General features: G+C 60.0%; 19 protein-coding genes. 12 read left to right on the top strand and 7 right to left on the bottom strand.

All coding sequences use genetic code 11. The features are described 5' to 3' along the window. The first annotated feature begins 36 nt into the window (after nucleotides 1–36). The 4 genes from U1A53_RS01140 to U1A53_RS01125 all read left to right on the top strand — a co-directional run bounded on the left by U1A53_RS01140 (nucleotide 37) and on the right by U1A53_RS01125 (nucleotide 3,554). Nucleotides 37–1,032 (top strand): PDZ domain-containing protein, encoded by a 996-nt coding sequence (locus U1A53_RS01140; RefSeq protein WP_322278512.1) that lies wholly within the window; start codon nucleotides 37–39, stop codon nucleotides 1,030–1,032. 45 nt (nucleotides 1,033–1,077) lie between these two features. Further along, the gene (locus U1A53_RS01135; protein WP_345786478.1) at nucleotides 1,078–2,367 is read left to right on the top strand and encodes an aminopeptidase P N-terminal domain-containing protein; all 1,290 of its coding nucleotides are present in this window, start codon (nucleotides 1,078–1,080) and stop codon (nucleotides 2,365–2,367) included. Nucleotide 2,368: 1 nt separating this feature from the next. After that, the gene (locus U1A53_RS01130; RefSeq protein ID WP_322278510.1) at nucleotides 2,369–3,094 is read left to right on the top strand and encodes a 16S rRNA (uracil(1498)-N(3))-methyltransferase; all 726 of its coding nucleotides are present in this window, start codon (nucleotides 2,369–2,371) and stop codon (nucleotides 3,092–3,094) included. Nucleotides 3,095–3,188: 94 nt separating this feature from the next. Next, nucleotides 3,189–3,554, top strand: a complete 366-nt coding sequence (locus U1A53_RS01125) for a DUF5329 family protein (RefSeq protein ID WP_322278509.1) — start codon at nucleotides 3,189–3,191, stop codon at nucleotides 3,552–3,554. Nucleotides 3,555–3,572: 18 nt separating this feature from the next. Here the strand turns inward: U1A53_RS01125 and U1A53_RS01120 are convergent, their stop codons facing one another. Both U1A53_RS01120 and U1A53_RS01115 read right to left on the bottom strand, forming a co-directional pair. Then, nucleotides 3,573–4,148, bottom strand: coding sequence for a molybdenum cofactor guanylyltransferase (locus tag U1A53_RS01120; RefSeq protein ID WP_322278508.1), 576 nt, complete (start codon nucleotides 4,146–4,148; stop codon nucleotides 3,573–3,575). After that, nucleotides 4,145–4,600, bottom strand: coding sequence for an MOSC domain-containing protein (locus U1A53_RS01115; RefSeq protein ID WP_322278507.1), 456 nt, complete (start codon nucleotides 4,598–4,600; stop codon nucleotides 4,145–4,147). The genes U1A53_RS01120 and U1A53_RS01115 overlap by 4 nt, the downstream gene beginning before the upstream one ends. 45 nt (nucleotides 4,601–4,645) lie before the next feature. On the opposite strand from U1A53_RS01115, the gene U1A53_RS01110 reads away from it, so the two are divergent. Then, the gene (locus U1A53_RS01110) at nucleotides 4,646–5,677 is read left to right on the top strand and encodes a Gfo/Idh/MocA family oxidoreductase (RefSeq protein ID WP_322278506.1); all 1,032 of its coding nucleotides are present in this window, start codon (nucleotides 4,646–4,648) and stop codon (nucleotides 5,675–5,677) included. A gap of 1 nt (nucleotide 5,678) precedes the next feature. Here U1A53_RS01110 and U1A53_RS01105 read toward each other — a convergent pair whose 3' ends face one another. Together U1A53_RS01105 and U1A53_RS01100 are read right to left on the bottom strand one after the other, a co-directional pair. After that, nucleotides 5,679–6,947, bottom strand: coding sequence for a protein kinase (locus U1A53_RS01105; protein ID WP_322278505.1), 1,269 nt, complete (start codon nucleotides 6,945–6,947; stop codon nucleotides 5,679–5,681). A gap of 117 nt (nucleotides 6,948–7,064) precedes the next feature. Continuing rightward, the gene (locus tag U1A53_RS01100) at nucleotides 7,065–8,228 is read right to left on the bottom strand and encodes a TMEM43 family protein (RefSeq protein WP_322278504.1); all 1,164 of its coding nucleotides are present in this window, start codon (nucleotides 8,226–8,228) and stop codon (nucleotides 7,065–7,067) included. Between the two features lie 151 nt (nucleotides 8,229–8,379). Between U1A53_RS01100 and U1A53_RS01095 the strand changes: the two genes are divergently transcribed. Beyond that, nucleotides 8,380–11,466 carry a c-type cytochrome gene (locus U1A53_RS01095; protein ID WP_322278503.1) on the top strand — a complete coding sequence of 1,029 codons (3,087 nt, stop codon included), beginning with the start codon at nucleotides 8,380–8,382 and terminating at the stop codon, nucleotides 11,464–11,466. 8 nt (nucleotides 11,467–11,474) lie between these two features. Here U1A53_RS01095 and U1A53_RS01090 read toward each other — a convergent pair whose 3' ends face one another. Further along, nucleotides 11,475–12,113, bottom strand: coding sequence for an N-acetylmuramoyl-L-alanine amidase (locus tag U1A53_RS01090; protein WP_322278497.1), 639 nt, complete (start codon nucleotides 12,111–12,113; stop codon nucleotides 11,475–11,477). A 369-nt stretch (nucleotides 12,114–12,482) separates the two neighbouring features. On the opposite strand from U1A53_RS01090, the gene U1A53_RS01085 reads away from it, so the two are divergent. The 4 genes from U1A53_RS01085 to U1A53_RS01070 all read left to right on the top strand — a co-directional run bounded on the left by U1A53_RS01085 (nucleotide 12,483) and on the right by U1A53_RS01070 (nucleotide 19,156). Continuing rightward, nucleotides 12,483–13,565 (top strand): ribonucleotide-diphosphate reductase subunit beta, encoded by a 1,083-nt coding sequence (locus tag U1A53_RS01085; RefSeq protein WP_322278479.1) that lies wholly within the window; start codon nucleotides 12,483–12,485, stop codon nucleotides 13,563–13,565. A gap of 119 nt (nucleotides 13,566–13,684) precedes the next feature. Continuing rightward, entirely contained in the window at nucleotides 13,685–17,005 is a 3,321-nt protein-coding gene (locus U1A53_RS01080) for a ribonucleoside-diphosphate reductase subunit alpha (RefSeq protein ID WP_322278475.1), read from the top strand. Between the two features lie 116 nt (nucleotides 17,006–17,121). Continuing rightward, nucleotides 17,122–18,501, top strand: a complete 1,380-nt coding sequence (locus U1A53_RS01075; RefSeq protein WP_322278467.1) for a hypothetical protein — start codon at nucleotides 17,122–17,124, stop codon at nucleotides 18,499–18,501. Nucleotides 18,502–18,847: 346 nt separating this feature from the next. Further along, nucleotides 18,848–19,156, top strand: coding sequence for a hypothetical protein (locus U1A53_RS01070; protein WP_322278465.1), 309 nt, complete (start codon nucleotides 18,848–18,850; stop codon nucleotides 19,154–19,156). Nucleotides 19,157–19,178: 22 nt separating this feature from the next. Here the strand turns inward: U1A53_RS01070 and U1A53_RS01065 are convergent, their stop codons facing one another. Further along, on the bottom strand, nucleotides 19,179–19,598 hold the full coding sequence (locus tag U1A53_RS01065; protein ID WP_322278457.1) for an HNH endonuclease signature motif containing protein: 420 nt from the start codon (nucleotides 19,596–19,598) through the stop codon (nucleotides 19,179–19,181). Then, complete coding sequence (locus U1A53_RS01060) at nucleotides 19,595–19,807, bottom strand: hypothetical protein (RefSeq protein ID WP_322278448.1); 213 nt, start codon at nucleotides 19,805–19,807, stop codon at nucleotides 19,595–19,597. The genes U1A53_RS01065 and U1A53_RS01060 overlap by 4 nt, the downstream gene beginning before the upstream one ends. 206 nt (nucleotides 19,808–20,013) lie before the next feature. Between U1A53_RS01060 and U1A53_RS01055 the strand changes: the two genes are divergently transcribed. Next, nucleotides 20,014–20,790 carry a hypothetical protein gene (locus tag U1A53_RS01055; protein WP_322278443.1) on the top strand — a complete coding sequence of 259 codons (777 nt, stop codon included), beginning with the start codon at nucleotides 20,014–20,016 and terminating at the stop codon, nucleotides 20,788–20,790. A gap of 252 nt (nucleotides 20,791–21,042) precedes the next feature. Next, nucleotides 21,043–21,501 (top strand): hypothetical protein, encoded by a 459-nt coding sequence (locus U1A53_RS01050; protein WP_322278436.1) that lies wholly within the window; start codon nucleotides 21,043–21,045, stop codon nucleotides 21,499–21,501. Nucleotides 21,502–21,519: the final 18 nt, after the last annotated feature.

The following is a 21,519-nucleotide window of genomic DNA, read 5'->3' as shown; positions in this document are numbered from 1 at the left end:
GCGCGGACACTCTTGTCCGCAGGGTTGTTTCTGTTCGTGACAATCGCTCACGCCGAATCTCCGCGTCCCACGCTGCCACCCGAACAGCGCACCAACGGCAAACAAACCCTCTCCGCCGTCGAAAAACTCAAACCGCTCACCACCGCCTGCGCTGCGCGCATTGAGAGCACTCTCGGCCGTGCGATCTGCGCCGCCACCATCGTCGGCGAAGACGGTTATGTCTTGTTCAAGGCCAGCGAAGTGCCCGATCTCGGCAAAGCACGCATCAAGTTCGGCGACGGCCGCACCACCGAACTGCGCGAGGTACACCGCGAGACAAGTCTCGATCTCGTCATGGCGCAAGCAGTGGGCATCACCGGCCTGCGAGCAGTTTCCTTCGGTGCCGCGCGACCTCTCGCCATGGGCCATTGGCTTTGCAGCGTCGCTGATGCGGGCAAGGAGCCGCGCATCGGCATCGTCAGCGCCAAGATCCGTCGCATTCCCGGCACCGGGGCCGCGCTCGGCATCCGCATGGATGAAAAATCGCCGGAGGGAGCCAAGGGGGTCCGCATCATCGGCATCGCCAGCGAAAGCCCCGCCGAAATCGCCGGTTTGCAGGAAAACGACGTGCTCCTCGCCATCGCCAGCAAAAACGTCGCCCAGTACCGTGAGGTGCATGACATCGTGAACAAGCGCCAGCCCGGTGAAATCGTCGAGATCCGTTACCTGCGCAAAAACAAGGAGGAAACCTGCCGCGTTCGCCTCGCCAGCCGCACCAAGGTGCTGCAAAACTGGGAAGGCGAAGATTTTGCCAATGGCGGCATCTCCCTGCGCACCGACAACTTCCCCGAAGTCCTCCAGCACGACATCCCGCTCCTGCCCACCGACATGGGCGGCCCCGTCGCCACGCTCGAAGGCAAAGTCGTCGGCATCAACATCGCACGCGTCGATCGCGTGACGACCTTTGCCCTCCCCGTCGAAGCGTTCTGGACCGAGGCCCAGCAGTGGATGCAAGCCGACCGCCATCCGCCCAAGGCGGTGCGGGCGGAGTAAGAGAAGGATTGCCAGCGCTGCCGCCCTTGCTCCCTGTCCGGCATGTTGCGTTACCAACCTCTGCCCGCCGAACTGTTCACGGAAAACCGCCAGCGTCTTTATGCCAAGCTGCCGCCGCAGTCTGTCGTGATCGTCCATGCCAATGACGTGCTGCCGACGAATGCGGACGGCACGATGGGATTCGTGCAGAACAGCGATCTGTTTTACCTGAGCGGTGTGGATCAGGAGGAAACGATCCTCATCCTCTTCCCAGATGCCGCCGACCCGAAGCAGCGCGAGATGCTTTTCGTGCGCGAGACCAACGAAACCATTGCGGTGTGGGAAGGCGAGAAGCTCTCCAAACCCCAGGCCACCGAGCGCAGCGGCATCCAGCGCGTGCATTGGCTCACCGACTTCGAGACACAGTTCCGCTCCGTCATGTGCCAGGCCGATCACGTCTTCCTCAACTCGAACGAGCACTCCCGCGCCACGATTCCCACGGAGACCCGCGAGACACGCTTCACGCACCGCTGCAAACACGAATACCCGCTGCACGACTACCGCCGCCTCGCGCAGCTCATGCACGAGCTGCGCGTCATCAAGAGCCCGCACGAAATCACTGCACTCAGCGAGGCGATCCACATCACCAGCGATGGCTTCGACCGCCTGCTGAAGTTTGTGAAGCCCGGCGTGCATGAATTCGAGATCGAGGCCGAGCTTTCCCACGAGTTCATCCGCCAGCGCGCTCGTGGCTTCGCCTACACGCCGATCATCGCCAGCGGTGCAAACGCCTGCGTGCTGCACTACATCACCAATCACTGCCAGTGTCAGGATGGCGAGCTGCTGCTGCTCGACGTGGCCGCCAACTACGGCAACTACAACGCCGACCTCACGCGCACGATCCCCGTGAACGGCAAATTCACGCCACGCCAGCGCCAGGTTTACGACGCCGTGCTGCGCGTCTTCAAACAGTGCTGCCAGATGCTGCGCCCCGGCGTCATCATCCGCGAATATCAGGAGCAAGTCGGCCTCCTCATGCAGGAAGAACTCCTTGGCCTCGGACTCATCACGCCCGAGGACATCGCCAAGCAAGATCCCGACAAGCCTGCGTATAAAAAATATTTTCCTCACGGCACCTCGCATCCGCTCGGCATCGACGTACACGATGTCGGCCACATGTGGAAGCCTGTTCAGCCCGGCATGGTCTTCACCGTCGAACCCGGCATCTACATCCGCGAAGAAAAACTCGGAGTCCGCCTCGAAAACAACATTGTCATCGGCGAACACACAAACATCGACCTCATGGCCCACATTCCCATTGAGGCGGATGAGATCGAGTCGCTGATGAAACGCTGACATGTCGCTGCCACGCTTCCATCTGTCCGCCGAAGCCTGGAACGGCCCGCATCTCACGCTCGCCGGCGATGAAGCGCAGCATTGCAGCCGCGTGATGCGCAAGCAGCCCGGCGACACGATCGAGATTTTCGACGGCGCAGGCCGCGTGGCCGTTTGCGAGATCACTCATGTCTCGAAAGCGGAAGTGCAGGCCAAAATTACCGACGAAACGCGCATGGAACCGTTTCAGACCGCGATTCATCTCCTACCCACCCTCATCAAAGCCGAACCCTTCGAGTGGCTGCTCGAAAAAGCCGTCGAACTTGGTGCCGCCAGCATCCAGCCCGTGATCACCGAGCGCACCGTCGTCCATCTCGATGCGGTACAGACGGAGAAGAAGCTCATCAAGTGGCGCAGGCACATGATTGAGAGCGCCAAGCAGTGCCACTCGCCATTTCTGCCCGAATTGAAGACTCCCATCGCCTTCGCGGCCAGTTTGAAGCTTCAAGCCGACTTCAAACTCATCCCCGCGCTCAGCGAGCATGGCCGCACGCTTAAACAAGTGTTGCCTGTGACCAAACCCGCCAGCGTCGCGGTTCTCATTGGCCCTGAAGGCGATTTCACAGCCGAAGAAGAAGCGCAGGCCTTCGCCGCCGGTTTTGTGCCGGTCACGCTCGGGCCGCTCGTCCTTCGCGCCGAAACCGCCGCCATCGCCACTTTGGCGATTCTCGGTCACGAGTTGCGCTGATAGGTCGCTGTTGCCAGCCACGCCACGTTCGCTGCTTCCCGATGCTGCCCTCACGCGTTGGTACGTTTGAACAACGACCAGTTTGTTTTCAGCCATGAACCCAAAGATTTTCCACGCCGTCTGCCTCATGCTCCTGTTTTTCGCCGCCGCTCTCACGCTGCCGGCTCAAACTGCCGAAACAGCCGAAAAGACCAAAATCGAAGCGCTCATCTCTCACATTGAGGGACTCGAAGGAGCCACCTTCATTCGCAACGGAAGCAACTATGACGCTTCATCTGCGGCCAAGTTCCTCCGCGCCAAATGGAAAAAAGAGGGCAATAAGGTCAAGACCGCCGCCGATTTCATCACACACGTGGCGTCCGTTTCGGGAACTTCCGGCAAGTCATACGTGATCCGTTTCAAAGACGGCAAAGAGCTGCCCTGCGGTGATTATCTTGCCGCTCGGCTCAAGGAGCCGTGACGCAAAAGCGCTCCTCACTCATTTCAAATCCGCCGGTGTGTTTACGTTATGGAAGAAGGCGGCCTGATCGTCGCTCATCTGGTTGGTGACGGCTGATCCGGAATGCACACAGGCTTCGATCACGTGCTGGAGCTTGAGATTCTTTTCACTCAGCGCCTGGCGCATGTGTGGCAGCATGGCGGGAACGTACATGCCGGCGAGGGCTTCATCGCCATGCGGACCGCGAAAAAACCAGCCTTGATCGGGATTTTCGTGCTTGCCGAGCTGTTCACGCAGAAACGCGACGGTCATCCATGGCATATCGACGGCGAGGACAAGCAGCGGCGTCTGCACGCGCTCCAAACAACGTGTGATCGCGCCCAGCGGACCGTCATCGACATCGGCGGGATCATGGATGATCTCAACGTCGTCGCTCACGAACAAGGGTTGCTCGCGGCGGCAGGAGAGCAGCACGCGTGCGGCTCCGATGGATTGCAGTTTGTGCAACTGCGCCTGCCACAGCTCCTGCCCATGCCAGTGAAGCAAGGCCTTGTCCTGCTTCATCCGGGTGGAACGACCACCGGCGAGCAGGACGGCTGCGAAGGACGAGCTCATGACTTGCGGAGGATGCCGTTGCTCAAAATTTTTGCGCGCAGGCCGCCGTGGCCTTTGAGGGCTGATTCCGCACCTTCCGCGAAAGCCTGGTTCATCCACTGGCAGGGCGCGGCCTCCTGCGTGCCGAGGAAGCGCACGCCCTGCACTTCGAATTCGACATCGATGAGCGTGTTGAGGTCGATGCCCTTGGTGATGATGTTGCGACGGAAAGCCGAAGGCGGCACGCCCATGATGCTGAACTGCTCACAGAGGCGCTCATACTGCTCGTGCTCGAAGAAGGTGACCTGGCCCTTGTAATCTTCCTTCCAGCCGCAGTAGCGGTCGCCCCGCAGGCCCTTGCCGGTCACGCATTCGACCTCCGGCACCTCAATCATCGGCGCGGTGCCGGGCGGCAGGCCGTGATGACCGACGTAGATGTGCTCGGGAGAGATGAAGATGTGCAGGATTTGCATGCAGGGCTTGGATGTTGGCGCAAACGTGTCACGATTCATACGTCTATGACCTCCACAGAGCAACCCATCCGCATCGGCATCATCGGCGCTGGCGGCATCGTCAAATCACGCCACATGCCCGGTCTGCGGGCGATTCCGAACGTGCAGATCGTTCAGGTCACGAACCGCTCGCTGGCAAGCGCCGAGGCCTTTTGCCGCGAGTTTGCGCCGGAAGCGCAGGCGGTGGAGCGCTGGGAGGAGCTGGCATCGTCACCCAAGGTCGATGTCGTCTGGATCGGCACGCATCCCTACATGCACGCGGAGATGACCTGCTACGCGCTTCAGCACGGGAAGCATGTCTTCACGCAGGCACGCATGGCTGCCTCGCTACCGGAGGCGAATCAGATGTGGGAGGCGTCGATTCGTTATCCTGAACTCATCACGGCGATCTGTCCGCCTCCGCAAGGCATGAAGGCCGGCGAATTGGTGAAGCAACTGCTCGCGGAAGGCGCCATCGGCACGCCGCATCAGGCTCTACTGCACAGTTTCAACGATGCGTGGCTGGATGCCTCGAAGCCCGCGCACTGGCGGCAGCAGTCGGAGTTGAGCGGCATCCAAATCCTCACGCTGGGCATCTACACCGAGGTGTTGCAGCGTTGGCTCGGCCACATCGTCGAAGTCGAGGCGCGTGGGAATGTGGTGATTCCCGAACGTGCGGGCGTGGAGGTCGATATTCCCGATTTCGTGAACGTGATGGCGAAATTTCGCAGCGGCCTCGAAGCGACGATGCTTTTCAGCGGCGTGGCCGCGCATGCACCGACGGACAAGCTGTGGCTCTTCGGCTCCGAAGGCACGCTGAGCTATGATTTCAACACGGATGAACTCCTACTCGGTAAACGCGGCGGCAAACTGGAGTCGGTGCCGATTCCGACCGAGATGCAACGAAGCTGGACGGTGGAGCGCGATTTCATCGCCGCTGTGCGAGATCCATCCGCGCCACGTCCCAAGCCTGACTTCAACGAAGGCATGAACTACATGCGCGTGGTGCATGCCGTGTGGCAGGCGATGGACACGCAGGCGGCGGTGCGGGTGATGTGAATCACGCGGCGCGTCTGCGGCCCACGGCGAGCGCGCCATTCACGATCTGCAACAGGCCTTCGACCTGATACGGCTTCGGTAACGCGGCGGCGAAACCGTAGGCGGCGCAGTCCTTCATCACGGGATCATCGCGATAACCGGAGGAGACGATGGCGAGGATCTGCGGGTCGAGGCGGCGCAGGTTCAGCATGGTTTCGCGGCCGCACATGCCGTCAGGAATGGTGAGGTCGAGGATGGCGAGATCGTAGGGACGGCCCTGACTCATCGCCTCTTGGTAAAGGCGCAGCGTGTCCTTGCCATCACCCGTCTCGACGACTTCGAACGCGGCTTTTTCCAAAGCGCGGCGCAAGAGGTCACGCACCATGAGGTCGTCTTCGAGAAGGAGAATGCGCCCGGCTCTGGGTTTCGCCGCGGCAGGCAGCGGTCTGCTGGGTGTCGGGCTCTGCGCGGTGGATGGCACCAGTGCCGCCTCGATCGCGCGATGCATGTCGCCCACGGATTGATAGCGATGCTGACGATCCGTCATCAGGGCGCGAACAACGACCCCGTCCAGGCGGGGATCCACACCGGACCGCAAGGAGGAGGGCGGCTGCCAGGAGCCGCGTGGCAGCGCTCCGGTGAGCATCTGATACATCAGCACTCCCAGCGCATAGATGTCGGCACGATGATCCACCTCGCGGTGCGCAGTGAACTGCTCCGGCGCGGCATATTCCGGCGTGCCCATGACCATGTGCGTTTCCGTGGCCATGGACGGGGAGCGCATCACATCCTTGGCGAGGCCAAAGTCGGCGATCTTCACCTCGCCCTGGCGGGTGAGCATGACGTTCGCGGGCTTGATGTCACGATGGACGATGCCCTTGGCGTGCGCGTATTCGAGTCCGGCACAAATCTGCGGCAGCAGTTGCAGCGCGAGCTGAGGCGTCATGCGGCCCTGGGTCATGATCTCTCCGAGATCCGTGCCATCGACGAATTCCATGACGAAGAACAGGAACTCGGTGCCGAGGTGGCCATAGTCGTAGATGGCAACGATGTTGGGATGGTTCAGCGTGGCCATGGCCCGCGCCTCACGGCGAAAGCGGTCCTCAAAGGCGAAATCGTAGCCATCGCTGACACGCAGCACCTTGATGGCCACCGGACGGCCCAGGCTGAGCTGGGTGCCGCGATACACCGTGCCCATGCCGCCGATGCCGACCTGCGCCTGCACAGAGTAGCGGCCGAAGGGCATCATCGCGGACAATTCCACCGCCGAAGGCGGCACGGAACGTGTCACGAGGGGTGTGGCGGGTTGGGAACTGCTGGTGGGTCGCATCAGTCATGCACTGTGGCACACCCGACGAGGGGAGCAACTTCCGTAAGCTTTAGTTAGCATTCAGGCATGACGCCTGGCTCAGGCGGCGACGACCGGCTTGCTGGCTGCCGCCAGCTTGCGCGCGTAGATGAAGCCGCCGATGGCTAGTGCCAGGATCACAATGCCCAGCAACGGACGCACTACAATCCAGGCGATGGCAATCACGACCAGCGAGATCGTGCCTGCGAGCACAAAGGAGATCAAACCCGTGCCCATGCCGATGATGTTGCCGATGAAGGGCACCACGCTGCCAAGCACGCTGAGCGGACGCATGATGGCCATGAAGCCAAAGGCCATGAACAGGAAGCCACCGAGCCGCGCCAGCCAGGTGATGATGGTGTTCGCGCTGGCCGCGTTCTTGAACATCGTCTCCGCGCTGACCGTGCCATCTTCGATGAAGCTGATCGCGTCCCCGGCCTTGGTTTGATAAGGCTCAAACGTGTCGCCGAGTTGAGCGGCCAGGATGCTGAAGGTGCCGGGCTTCACGACTTCAAACGACACGCGAACATCGCCCACCTGCGGAGCGTCGGGTTTTTCGCCGAAGTAAAAGGCTCCGCTGCTGACATGGGCCGCATCTTTGAGGTCTGCCGTCAGTTTCGCCAGATCCGCCTCGGCAACCGAGTGCTTGGCCGGGCTGCCCATCTGGTTCACAAAACTTTCCGGCACCTTGAAAGCGCCCAGAGTGACGTTCTCGGCGCTGATGTTCGCGTTGCCCGCGATCAAGTCGCCCTCGTTGGTGTGACCTTGGGGCTTTTTGAACTCGGAGGAGTTCACCGGCTTGTCCGTCCACTTCTTCTCGTAGGTGTAGGTCGTCTTGGTTTCTTCACCGCCGCCGACTTTCTCCTTCTTCTCGGTCTTGGTCTCCTCCACCCACTGGTAAATCTCCTCACTGCGCACCAGCCGCAACGCCGGGACGCTGATGCCAAATTCAGGATCGCTCACCGGTTCGGCGGCTTTGGCCTCGCCGGTCACATGGATGAGCTTTTTGTTGTTGGCAGGGTCCACCTTGTCCGCTGAGACGTCCACCACGGCGGCGGCTCCTTCCTTGAGGCTGTTCGCGGTGGTGACAGCGCGGCCTTCATTCCACCAGAGCAGGATGATGGTCAGGGGAATCACGATGATCCCGAAGATGATGCCCTTGATCGATTCGCCGATGCGGCTGAACCAGTTTTGTGATGTTACTTCGGTGTAGGAGTCAGCCATGGTGTTACGGGGTGGTGTCCCGGCAGCTTAAAGCGGAAAGCATTCCCAAAGTCGAATCTTTTTGTCGGCCGCGAGGACGCACGCACGAAAATACCGGAACCAGTGACAAGTCGGCAAGAAACCGCCGCGGCTTCGCTTGTTAGTCTCCGCCATGAAATCGCGCCTCCTTTTCCTTGTGCTTGGCTCCTCAGCCTTTGCCGCCGACCCCAATCCCAAGGCCGATACGGTCGCCGGCAACGAAGCCGTGAAGAAAATCATGGAGACACGCCCTGGTCGCGGCGTGATGCGCGACGACACCCCACCCACCGCGCCGCAGGACGCGGTGAAGAACTTCAAACACCGCAGCGATGTCGCCATCGATCTCATGGCGCACGAGCCCGTCGTCGAGCAGCCGCTTTACGCGAGCTGGGACTCCAAGGGCCGCATGTGGGTCACGCAGTATCGTCAGTATCAGTTCCCCGCAGGATTGAAAATCGTCAGCTACGACCAGCACCTCCGCGCGAAGTTCGACAAAGTGCCGCTCCCGCCGCCGCGTGGCGAAAAAGGTGCGGATAAGATCACCGTCTTCGAAGACACCGATGGCGACGGCTTTTTTGACAAGCACACCGATGTCATCACCGGCCTGAACATCGCCAGCGCCGCGTTGCACGGCATGGGCCGCATCTGGGTGCTGAATCCGCCTTACCTCCTCAGCTACCCCGATGCTGACTTCGATGCCAAGCCGGATGGCGATCCCGAAGTCGAGCTCAGCGGCTTCGGTCTCGAAGACACCCACAGCGTCGCTACGAACCTGCAATGGGGCATGGATGGCTGGCTCTACGGCGCGAACGGCAGCACCACCACCGGCAACGTCAGCAGCGCCAACACCAAGAACGTGAAGTGGGAAGGCCAGTGCATCTGGCGCTACCATCCGAAAAAGAAGACTTTTGAAATCTACGCCGAAGGCGGCGGCAACACCTTCAGCCTCGACATCGACAGCAAGGGGCGCGTTTTCTCCGGCACCAACGGAGCCACACGCGGCATGCACTACGAGCAGGGCAGCTACGGCATCAAAGGCTGGGGCAAACATGGCCCGCTCACCAATCCGTATGCCTTCGGCTGGTTCGAGCACATGAAGCACGAGGGCGACAACAAACGCTTTCCCCAAGCCTTCACCGTCTATGAAGGCGGCCTGCTCGGCAGCGCCTACGAGGGCAGAATCATCGCGCCCAACGCCCTTCAAAACCTCGTCTATGTCAGCGAGCGCATCGCCGACGGCTCCACCTTCCGCACCAAGGACGAAGAGCAGCTCATCACCACCACCGACCGCTGGTTCCGTCCCGTCTGGGCCGGCGTCGGTCCCGATGGCGGCTTCTACATGGCTGATTGGTATGACACGAGACTCAGCCACGTCAGCCCCGTCGATGACTGGCACAAAACCAGCGGCCGCATCTATCGTGTGAGGCCAGCGAGTGGTGCGCCAAAGCTGAAGCCCTTCGATTTGAGCAAAGCGAGCGGGGAAGAGCTGCTCGGGTATCTGAGCCATCCGAATGAGTGGTTTCGGAAGCAGGCAGTGCTGGAGATGGGCTGGCGCGGGATGAAGGAGCTGGAACCGAAACTTTCGGCCCTGACTTCGAGTAACTCGGATCCCAAAGTGCTCGAAGCCTTGTGGACTTTGGATTTGATCCAACAGAACACATCCAAGTTTCCCTGGACTACAGGCTTGGTGTACATTGCGAGAGGTCTAGACCACCAAGATCCCTATGTGCGTCGCTGGGCGGTGAAAATGATTGGGGATGCAGGCATCTGGCAAATGCGAAACCTGCTTTTTAAGCTGGTTCAGAGCGAGACGCATCCTGAAGTGCATGCACAGATCCTAGCCACGGCGAAAAAACTGCCTGCGGAGGACGGCCTGCCACTTCTCTGGATCGCAGACCATACCGAGGCAATGAAGGATGAGCATTTAATGCTTCTCGCATGGTGGGCTCTGGAATCGAAGGCTGAAAAAGAGCGGGATGTGGTCTTTTCCTTCCTCAGAAGTTCAACGTTGTCAGCGAAGCTGTACAAAGAAACTGGTTTCGCCAAATCCATTATCTTCCGCGACCACCTCGCCGCAAAGCTCGCGAAACGCTACGCGCTGGCCGGTGGCGAGGAAAACCTGAACTCCTGCGCCGACTTGCTCGCCCTCACGAACGACGAAGCGCTGCGCGGCAAGTTCATCGCAGGCATCGCCTCAGCCTTTGAAGGCGCGGAGATGCCCAAACTGCCGGATTCACTTACCAAGGCCCTCAACGACTACATGGCGAAGCAAAGCGGCGGCGATCTCACGCTTGCTTTGCGCAGCGGAAACGCGGACGCGCTCAAGAAAGCGCTGGCGTTGCTTGCGGACAAAAACGCCTCCAACACCGCGCGCATCGCCATCGCGAAGACCTTGGCCGAACTCGGCAAACAAGAGGCTGTGATGCCGATGGTCGCCATTTTAAAGGCCACGAATCCACCCAGCCTCAAACGCGGCATTTTGCAGGCTGCGGCGAAATTTGACGACAAACGCATCCCCGAAGCGCTGCTGCTCGGTTGGGAAGGCCAGATCGCCGGTGACAAAGCGCTGCGTGAAGATGCGCTCCGCGTCATGGCCGGGCGCAAAGAATGGGCACAGGTGCTCGTGAGCTTCGTCAACGACTGGAAGGTGCCCGTGAAGCACTTCACCATCGACATCGTCCGCCAGCTCAGCCTGCACAAAGACGCGGACATCGACGCTGCCATCGACAAACACTGGCGCGGCCTGCTCGCCACCGGTCCGACTGAAGCGAAGAAAAAAGAGGCAGAGCGAATCAAGGCCGTGCTCAAAACCGGCCTCGGTGATGCCGACAAAGGCAAACTGCAATTCACCGCCCGCTGCGCCGTCTGCCACAGCCTCTTTGGCGAAGGCGGCACCCTCAGCCCCGACCTCACCGGCTACGACCGCGCCAACGCCGACTTCTGGCTCGACAACCTATTCAATCCCAGCATGGAAATCCGCGAAGGCTTCGGCGCCTACATCGTGAAAACCAAAAGCGGCCAGTTCCTCACCGGCCTCATCGACGCCCAGGACGCCAACGGCATCGTCATCAAAGACATGGCCAGCAACAAAACTCCCGTGAAGCAAGCCGACATCGAGAAACTCGAAGCCTCTCCGATTTCGCTGATGCCCGAAGGCCTGCTAACCGGCATGAGCGACGCGGATTTGAAGGACTTCTTTGCGTATCTGATGAAGAAGTAGGACGAGTTTTACATCGCCCGGCGATAGGACTCCACTTTGGCGATGAATGCCTGCCATTTCGGCCCCAGCCTGCCACGGTCGAGGAGGAAGTGCGGGCAGAGCTTATGGCCGAGATCGCGGTGGTCGTCGTGGCGGATCATGCGCCAGTGCATGTGCGGGACGACATGGGAGGTGGGGATGCCGTGCTTGTTGAGGAGCCAGGCGGTGAGGCGGGCGGTCTTGTCGATGGTGCGGGCGCGGTCGTTGCCGCGATTTTCGCACATTTCGATGCCGATGGAGCTGCGGTTGCCCTGGCCGTCATAATCGGCGTGCTCGCCGCGCTCGTTGGTGGGCAGGCTCTGGTAAATGGAGTGGTCGTCCACGGTGAAATGCCAGGCGACGTAGCCGATGGCATTGTGACGGCCTTTGAGGGCGCCGGTTTTGAGCATCTGGGCATGCGCGTAGGCATTCCCGCCACGCGAGCGGTTTTCCGTGGCGTGGATGGTGATGTAGCGCGGCGTCATCGACCGGTGGTAGGCGCGGGAGTAGCGGCCACGGGGCACGAGATCGACGGTGACGCCGGGCGGGGTTCCCTGGGGCACCATGACCGCACAGGAGGCGAGCAGGGAGGCTGCAAGCCCGCAGGAGACAATTTGCTGAAAATTCATAGGACGGGGGTCAGAGCAGGTTGCGTGACAAGGTTACGAACGAGGGGCGGTTGTCGCAGGGCTTGATTGAGTTTTTTTGGTTTCGCATTGGTTTTCAGTGCTCTCCGACTGTCATGAAAAATTTCTCATTTTCGCCGATCAAGACCGGGATTTTGACGCCTGAAAAATTTTATCAGCGTGGAACCCTTGAAATTGCGATGAGAAACGCTTTTCAGCACAATGGATGGGAAAAAAATCTCGCCATCCCACAATATCTTGTGCATGATCCACCTCGGTACCCGCAATATATAGTATTTATAGTGCATTTGGGTTTCCCTCCCGTTTCCCCGTAACTCGACCAAATCACCGTCACTCTGCAACGAAATCGTCATGGAAAAGACATTCAAGATCGGCAACCGCGAGTTCATTCTCGATCAAGACAAAGCTGAGGCGGCCTTCGCCGCCAAAAAGGTCATCAATGGCCGCAAGAGCATGACCTTTAACCTGCTCCCGCTGAAATATCAGTGGGCCTATGACCTCTACCGGATCATGAAGGCCAACCACTGGGAGCCGGAGGACATCCAGATGCAGAAGGACGTGGAACAGTGGCGCTCCAACGAGATCACGCAGAACGAGCGCTGGATCATCATGATGGGCATCGGCTACTTCAGCGCCGCCGAGGGCATCGTAGGCGACAACATCCAGCATGTGATCCGCGAACTGGTCACTGCGCCGGAATTGAAACTCGTGCTGGGCCGCCATGCGCATGAGGAGAACATCCACGCCGATTCGCTGCTGTACATGATTTCCTCCCTGGGCATCAACCCGCATGAGTGCGAGGCGATGTTCGAGCAGATCCCGACGATCGTGAAGAAGAACGAATTCGTCACCCGCATTTCCCATGTGCTGCGCCGCGACCTGGATCTGACGCAGGTGGTGAACAAGCAGTTGCTGGCGAAGAACATCTTCATGTTCGGCCAATGCATGGAAGGCACGCAGTTTTACGGCCTGTTCGGCATGATCCTCAGCCTCTACCGGCAGAACAAGTTCCCCGGCATCGGCCAGATGTTCCGCTACACGCTGCGCGACGAGAGCAATCACATCGAGCTGCTGCGCAATCTCTTCATGGATCTCGTCGAGGAGAATCCAGAAATCTGGACCGCCGAGTTCCGCGATGAACTGGTGAACATCATGCGCGAGGCCGTGGCACTGGAGAAGGAGTTCATCCGTGACTGCCTGCCGACGAACGCCGTCGGCCTGAGCCCCGAGGAATTTGAGCGTTACACTGACTACATCGCCGACCGTCGTCTGGACGGCTGCGGCCTGCCGGTGCTGAACCCAGGCATCACCAATCCGCTGCCCTGGCTGGCGGAGTTGATGGACATCAAGAAGGAGCAGAACTTCTTCGAAGGCAAGGTCACCGACTATCAGAAGTCCTCCAACCTCGCCACCTGCTCCGACGACGACCTGTAACTGTTTTCCTCTCCCATTGATTTTCGCCGGAGTGATCCGGCGGGAATTTTTTATCCTCCAAATTAGCTCATTTCCGTTAATCAATCGCTCGCGTTAAACTCAAACCTGGACCTCCCGCCATGATCACTGACCTGCTCCACGAAGACAAGGCGCTCAAGCGCGTCGCACACACACCCAAGGACCAAAAACCCCACTTTGAATGGAGCGCGCTGACGGCAGGCGTGGCTGGCATTCCGATGACGGCGGCACCAAAGGTGCGCATCGGCAGCAGCGAGCGTGATTTCGACGTGGGTGAGATCGCCGACACGGTCGGCAATGCGATCACGGATTTGCTGCTCGCACGCCAGCGCCAGAGCGAAATCTTCACCGACTCCAACCGCCTGCTCGTCCAGGTCATTTCCCGCGCGGTGGCGGAGGAAGTCGCCCAGCGCACCACCGCCAACGGCAGCGAGGCTCCGATGCTGAGCACCAAAGAGATTTACCAGGTCATTGAGCAGGCTCTGGTACGTCACAACGCCCACGACGTCGCCCGCAGCCTCGCCGAGCGCCGCAAGCGTGTCGAAACTCTCGCCAATTCGGACGCGAACGACGCGGGTTCACTCCAGCCCCTCATGGTCACCACCAAAGTCATCCGCCGCAACGGCCAGCTCGTCCCTTGGAACCACAACAAGATCGAGATCGCCGTGCGCAAGGCCTTCCTCTCCATGGAGATGGACTCCGCTGGCGCGGTGCAGGTCGCCGAGGCCGTGAGTCGTTCGGTCGTCAATGACGGCAAGCAGTTCATGCACATCGAGGACGTGCAGAATCTCGTCGAGGAAGAGCTCATGAAGCAGGGCTTCTTCAAAGTCGCCCGTTCCTACATCCAGTACCGTGCGCTGCGCTCCAACATGCGCGTCACCGACGAGCAGGCCGCCGCCATCATCAACGAGCAGGAGTCCGATCAGCAGCAGTCCCTCATCCTCGTCCGCGTTTCCCCCACCGAGACCTTCCTCTGGGACGGCCAGGATCTGAAGCGCCGCATCGACTTCGCCAGCCTCGGCCTCGACCTCTGCATCAACCGTGGCGAGATCGAAATGGAGCTGCGTCGCTCCATCTTCAGCGAAATCACCGTCGATGCGCTCAAGACCACCATCATCCTCAATGCGCGCACCTTGATGGAGAAGGACGCTGACTTCGCGAAGTTCGCCGGCCGCATGCTGCTCACCTACATCTATGAAGAAGTGCTCGGCTGGAGCATCGTCGATCACGGCATCGAGCAGCTCCCGAACTTCCACCGCCGTGCGTTCCGCAAGAACCTCGCACGCGGCATCGAGATCGAGCGCATCCATCCGCAGCTCCTCAAGTTCGACCTCGACAAGCTCGCCAGCGCGCTGGATCCCGCCGCTGACATGGATTTCGACTTCCTCGGCATCCAGACGCTCTATGACCGCTACTTGATCGTCGATAAGAAGATCAAGCCCTCGAAGCGCCTCGAAGCTCCGCAGCTCTTCTGGATGCGCGTCGCCATGGGCCTCTGCGTCGCGGAGAAAGAAAACCCCGAGGACAAGATCATCGCGCTGTACAAGCTCTACAAAGGCCGCCGCTTCTGCTCCAGCACGCCCACGCTCTTCAACAGCGGCACCATGCACAGCCAGCTCTCCTCCTGCTATCTCTACAAGGTGGACGACAGCATCGAATCCATCATGCAGCGCGGCATCGCCGACAACGCCTACCTCTCCAAGTGGGCCGGTGGTCTCGGTGGCTCCTGGACGGCCGTGCGCGGCACCGGCGGCTACATCAAAGGCACCAATGGCGAAAGCCAGGGCGTCATTCCTTTCCTCAAGCTGCACAACGACCAGCTCATCGCCGTCAATCAGGGTGGCAAACGCCGTGGCTCCGGCTGCGCGTATCTCGAAATCTGGCACAACGACATCGAGGACTTCCTCCAGCTCCGCGTGAACACCGGCGACGAGCGCCGCCGCACCCACGACCTCAACACCGCCTGCTGGATTCCCGACCTCTTCATGAAGCGCATGGAGGCCCGTGGCAACTGGACCCTCTTCCGCTCCAACGAAACCCCCGACCTCCACGACCTCTACGGCAGCGCCTTTGAAAAACGCTACGTCGAGTACGAAGAGCGGGCCGCCAAAGGCGAGATCTTCGGCCGCCCCATGGAAGCGCTCGATCTGTGGAAGAAAATGCTCAAGGCCATCTTCGAAACCGGCCATCCGTGGATGACCTTCAAAGATCCCTGCAACGTCCGCAGCCCGCAGGACCACTGCGGCGTCATCCACAGCTCGAATCTCTGCACCGAGATCACGCTGAACACCAGCTTTGAGGAAACCGCCGTCTGCAATCTCGGCTCCGTCCTCATCGACAACCACCTCGACGACAACGGCGGCATCGACCACTCCAAGCTCCGCGAGTCCATCCGCGTCGCCGTGCGCATGCTCGACAACGTCATCGACATCAACTACTACCCCACCGAAGCCGCCAAGACCGCCAACAGCCGTCATCGCCCCATCGGTCTCGGCGTCATGGGCCTCGGCTACGCGCTCTATCGCAAAGGCCTGCCCTTCGCTTCGAAGGAAGCCGTCGAGTTCAACGACGAGTTCATGGAAGCCGTCGCCTACTATGCCTATGAGGCCAGCAGCGACCTCGCCGCCGAAAAAGGCACCTACTCCAGCTACAAAGGCAGCAAATGGGATCGCGGCCTCCTCCCGCAGGACACCGTCGATCTCCTCGCCCAGGAGCGCGGCCTCGACATCGAAGTCCCACGCGGCGGCAAGATGGACTGGTCCGGCCTGCGTGCAAAGATCGCCAAGAGCGGCATGCGCAACAGCAACGTCCTCGCCATCGCCCCCACCGCCACCATCTCGAACATCATGGGCTCCAGCCCCTGCATCGAGCCCCTCTTCACCAACTTCTACACCAAGAGCAACCTCTCCGGCGACTTCATGGTGCTCAATCCTTACCTCGTGAAGGACCTCAAGAAGCGCGGCCTCTGGAACTCCGAGATTCAGAACAAGATCAAGTACACCGACGGCGAACTCGAAAGCATCGAGGAAATCCCCGTCGATCTGAAGCGCAAATACGCCACCGCCTTCGGCATCGACTGGGCCTGGCTGCTCGACGCCGCCGCCCGCCGTCAGAAGTGGATCGATCAGTCGCAATCCGTGAACCTCTTCTGCGGCGAGGGCGCCATGCAGACCCTGTCCCACATGTACCGCGCCGCCTGGCGGAAAGGTCTCAAGACCACCTATTACCTCCGCACCCGCAGCGCCTCCAACATCGAAAAAGCCACCAGCGAAGTCGAGAAAGAAAAGCGCGGCATCGTCGGCACCCACCACGCCGCCGTGGCCGTCGCCACCGCAGCCGCCAAGCAATTCACCGCCGACGAAGCCCTCGCCTGCTCCCTTGAGGCCATGCGGAATGGCGGGACGTGTGAGGCGTGCCAGTGATAATTCGACAAGCTCAGCATAATCCTCTCTTCAGCGGCGGGCCGAAAAGCCCGCCGCTTTTCTGATACGGAACGGCAGGCTTTGCGCCGGCTTCAATACATGCAGTTTCAACTTTAATGGACTTGATAAAAACACTCAATTACTGCCGAACCAACTGGGCGCGCCCCCATGGCCTCATTGTATCCATCGTGCTTGCGATTGGCTTGCTTGTGTTTCTGTTCCTTAATATACAGATCGAAAGGCTTTCTTTTTGGCACTGGGTTGCCTTGGTGATCACGCCATTGATTCTGACTGTCATCTGGTGGCGAACGACGCGGTTACCATGCGTCCCTAAGGGCACGATTGGTTTTGGTGTCGCTATCAGGACGGAGAATCAGGATCAGGCAAAAAAACTAAAGGCAGATTTTATCAAAAGGCTCCGAGAGCTAGTAGGCACTTGGAGGACCGGAAGTGTTGCGTTTCTCGATTTAGGGGCGTCCCCAGTGGAAGATCTGCTAGTAGATCCAGCCAAGCATATAGTTAGTATTCATAACCAAACAAGATGCCATTTCCTGATTTGGGGAGATGCCAAAGAGCGTAACATTGACGGACCTAAACACGTGTTGGAGTTGGAAGGAAGTGTTTGTCACGCCCCAATCCCAGGAGAGGCTGGCGCTGCGCTATCAGCAGAATTTCGCGACTTGTTCCCTCGGCGTGTGCTTCTCGAGAAGGAGAAAGACCTATTCACCTTCCAGTTCACGGCTCAATGGATTGATGTGGTTGCACAATATGTAATCGCCATAGCATCCTATCTCTCTGGCGATCTAGATCATGCCGAATCGTTATTTCTTACTCTTCATCAACGATTGGACAAAACCGCACCATCTCATTTGCCCCAAATCGCCAAAATCCGAGCCAGAGTGCCTTCGCGAATCGCGGAAGTGTACAAAACAAAACTGTCTTACCTGAGCACAAAATACCACATGAGTCGTTCTCCTGAACTCCTGATGGAGTCCGAGAAGGTCTTGGCGCAACTAGACCTGTGGGAGCCAAGTTATTATGGACTCCATCTGACACGTGCGATGTGTCACTTCTTACTTCGGAGAGACGTTCAAGCTGCGGCAGAAAGTCTCAAGAAATGCGAGAACGTAGATGACGGAACATGGCTCTGGAGCCGTGCGTTTCTGGAAGCTTATTCTGGTGATCTGGAGAGTGCCTACAGGAGCTACCAGAAGGCATTTGCCACTAAAACTGGCAATGAGAATGTACCTCTTCAATGCGAAGAGTTCATATACCTCGTCATGGAGACAGAGCCTGACAAAGGCCAGCTTTTTTACGCGCTAGGATTGATCAACCTCCGAGGAAAGCCCGACTTGATCTCCGCCAGACGCGATTTGGTTTTATTCCTTGATTGGGTAGAACGAACAAAGCAAAACTTGTCTTCACAGGTTTCCGCCACGCGGAAATGGATCGCAGAAATTGACGAGGAACTGGACAAAACCTCAACCCACGCCTGACACTTACACTGTTAGCGGAGATCAATAATGTCTGTCCCTCTATAGCCCAAAGCCTAACGGGCTTTCGTCATGCAGCCCAGGAGTGCCGAGCGCCAGCGAGCGCTCTCCTGGGAATCGCGCCACCCCCGATCCCCGCCGGATCAGGAACCTACGAGGTTCCGTCACCCGAACATCCCTGCGACATCGAATCGCCCGTGACGGGACCGCGTTGCGGTCCGGGAACGTGATGGGGGCGGTGTGGCACGCGATTCCCAAGGGAGCGCTCGCCAAGGCTCGGCACCCATGGGCTGCGTTGGACTAGGAGAGGGATCATCCTGATCCCTCATGCCTCAACCCCGGGGCCAAGATGGCCCCGCTCCTTGGCCAGAACCCTAACCTCCTCGCCCTGATCGCGGAGCCGTCCCGCTTGTCGGGAGAGTCCCTCGTCTCGATTGCGGAGTCGTTCGGCATGGAACCGGCCTCGGGAGGGCCGAAAAGCGGCCTTTTCAGCGCCTACCTTGGCTACGGTTGTTTCCCAGCAGCCCCCGCCCGCCGGATGAGCCGCTTCGCTCACATCGACAAAGGAGTCGAGCGACGGGACGGTCTCCACGGCACCCTTGGGCTCCATGACGGAACCGCGTTGCGGTTCTCTGCTGGCAAGCAGGCACCACAGTGATGCTTGAGTGGCCCGCTCTCACTCAGAGCTGGCCAGGAGCCGGATGCCGCCCGCGCAACGCTTCCTCCCGCCGGATGCTCACCGCAATGGGCCGGTTCATCGCCAAGGAGGTCACCGTGGCCCTTCCGGTGGCTGTGATGCCCACCACCTCCGCCTGCTGCCAGCGAAAGTGCAGATTCCACCGATCCCGGCGCGGATGAAACAACGGCACGAAGTCTCCGCCGACCGGATCTTCCGCGCTCACACGCGCACCTTTGCGCAACGAGCAGGACACACAGGCCAGCGCCAGATTTTCCAACTCCGTCTGCCCGGCCAGTTTCACCGGGTGGATGTGATCCACATGAAACACCGCCTCCTGCCCCTCCTGCGACAAGCCACAATACTCGCAGCGGTTTCCCGCCCTCTCGATCACCTGCCAGCGCAAGGCATCCGGGAGGCTCATGCCGCAGCTTTGGCTTTGAGACCGAGATACGTCAGCGTGTCTGCCAGATCGACCAAACCCTCCGCCTCGCGCCGCTCCTGGACCGTGAGTTCCTCCCCGGCGTCCTGCTTGTCCAGCAACGCCGACAGCCGCTCGTTCACTCCCGCCGGCAGTTTGAACCGCGCGAGATCACCGGGCAGTTCCAGATCAAGATGAATGGCCTGTGACATGGTCAGATTATACGGAACTGCTGCCTTAGACGCAATCTCTCACTTTTCACTACACACGCCGCCATGTTCCCCACCTTTCCGTGCATTCCGTGGGAGACCTCCTCCGAGCCATCACTTGACGTACCCTTTACAAACACCGGTCGCATCAAGCCCCAAGGATCACCGGTTGCAATCCGTGATCCTGATCACGACACTCCCTCGCTCGCATGAAACTGACACCTGTTCTCCTCCTTCTCGCCCTCGCCCCGGTCTGTTTCCTGCACGCGGCCGATCCCGTACCGGCCAAATCCAAGGAGCCGAAACCGCTGCGCACCTATCGCGACTTCCTCGCCGTCATTCCGAAGGATCTGGAGCCGGAAAACGCACGAAACTGGTCTGAAGCGCAGAAGGAAGTGGCCAACGGCCTCTTCAAAAAGAAGCTCGTCGATGCCAAGCGCCCCGCCCGCATGCGCTTCAGGGTGCATGGCGTGGACTTCTGGGGCAACTTTGTCGTGTGGTCCCATCTCTCCTCGGACGAAGGCTACTCCATCCGTGTCTTCGCCAGCCAGTGGCAGGACAAGAACATGCTGCCCAAGCTCGCCACGCTGCGCGAAGGCGATCTCATCGAGATGACCGGCGTGTGTGACCTCGCCAAATTTGAAAACCTCTGGAACACCCCGTCGCTCTCCCTCGGCATCGGCAACGCCAGCTTCATCAAGCTCCTGCCCAACGGCAAACCCGCGCCCGCGCCGGAGCGTGTGCCCGTGAAGCTCATCTCCGCCGTCTATGGCTCCGGCACCGCCTTCACCGATGTCACCGACCGCGTGAAAGCCCTCCTCGACGAGCCCGGTGCCCTCTTCCAAGCCAACCCGCACTGGCTCGGCGCCGATCCGACGCCCGGCTGGAACAAAGCCCTCATCATCGTCCACGAGATCAACGACCAGCGCCGCACCTTCACCGCCGGCGAAAACGGCGAGGTCAGCGCCGCGCTGGTGGTGAAGTAAACGAGATCACTTCGTCTCCGAGGAGCGCGGACCTTAGTCCGCAGCACACCGCTCCATCGAGCGCATCATTGTCAGCACCCCGCCCCCGCCACACCGACGATCACCGTTTGGCGACACGTCTCATGATCTTCGCTCCCAGGATCCGCATTCAACCTGCTGCGGGCTAAAGCCCGCGCTCCACTCCATCATTCCACCACTCCAATTATTTCACCACTCCCTTGCCTCGACGCCATTTCCAGGAACAATCCGCCCATGAAGCATCCAGACTCCCTTTCCATCGCCGAGCAGATGCAGGTGCTGCAATCGCGTGAGGACGTGGCCACCTGGTCGCTGAAGCACCTGGGCCTGCCGCCGGAATGGCGCGATACGAACGAGCCCGGCAACACCGAACGCTGCCAGGAGGCCGTGAACCGCCTCTTCACCCTCACGCGGCCCGACATCGAGGCCAGCCTCGCCGCCCAAGACCTCCAGCCCGAGGATCTGCCACCCATCCGCACCGAGACGGGCTTGCGCGACGGCTCTTACTTCATCGCCGAAGGCAAGGACTGGGAGTACTACTATCAGGAGCGTGGGCACCCGTGGGCGCACGCCGTCTTCGACGACCTCACCGAGGCTCGGAAGCTCCTCCTCAACGACTTCATCCCCATCTGGCTCGAACACCTCCGCGTGCCCTGCCGCACGAAGACGGGCAAGGTCATCACGGAGCTGTAGGTTGCGAGGATCTCCACC

The organism is Prosthecobacter sp., assembly GCF_034366625.1.
Classification (GTDB): domain Bacteria; phylum Verrucomicrobiota; class Verrucomicrobiia; order Verrucomicrobiales; family Verrucomicrobiaceae; genus Prosthecobacter.
Note: the sequence above shows the minus strand (reverse complement) of the source record. Positions and strands in the feature narration are given on the sequence as shown.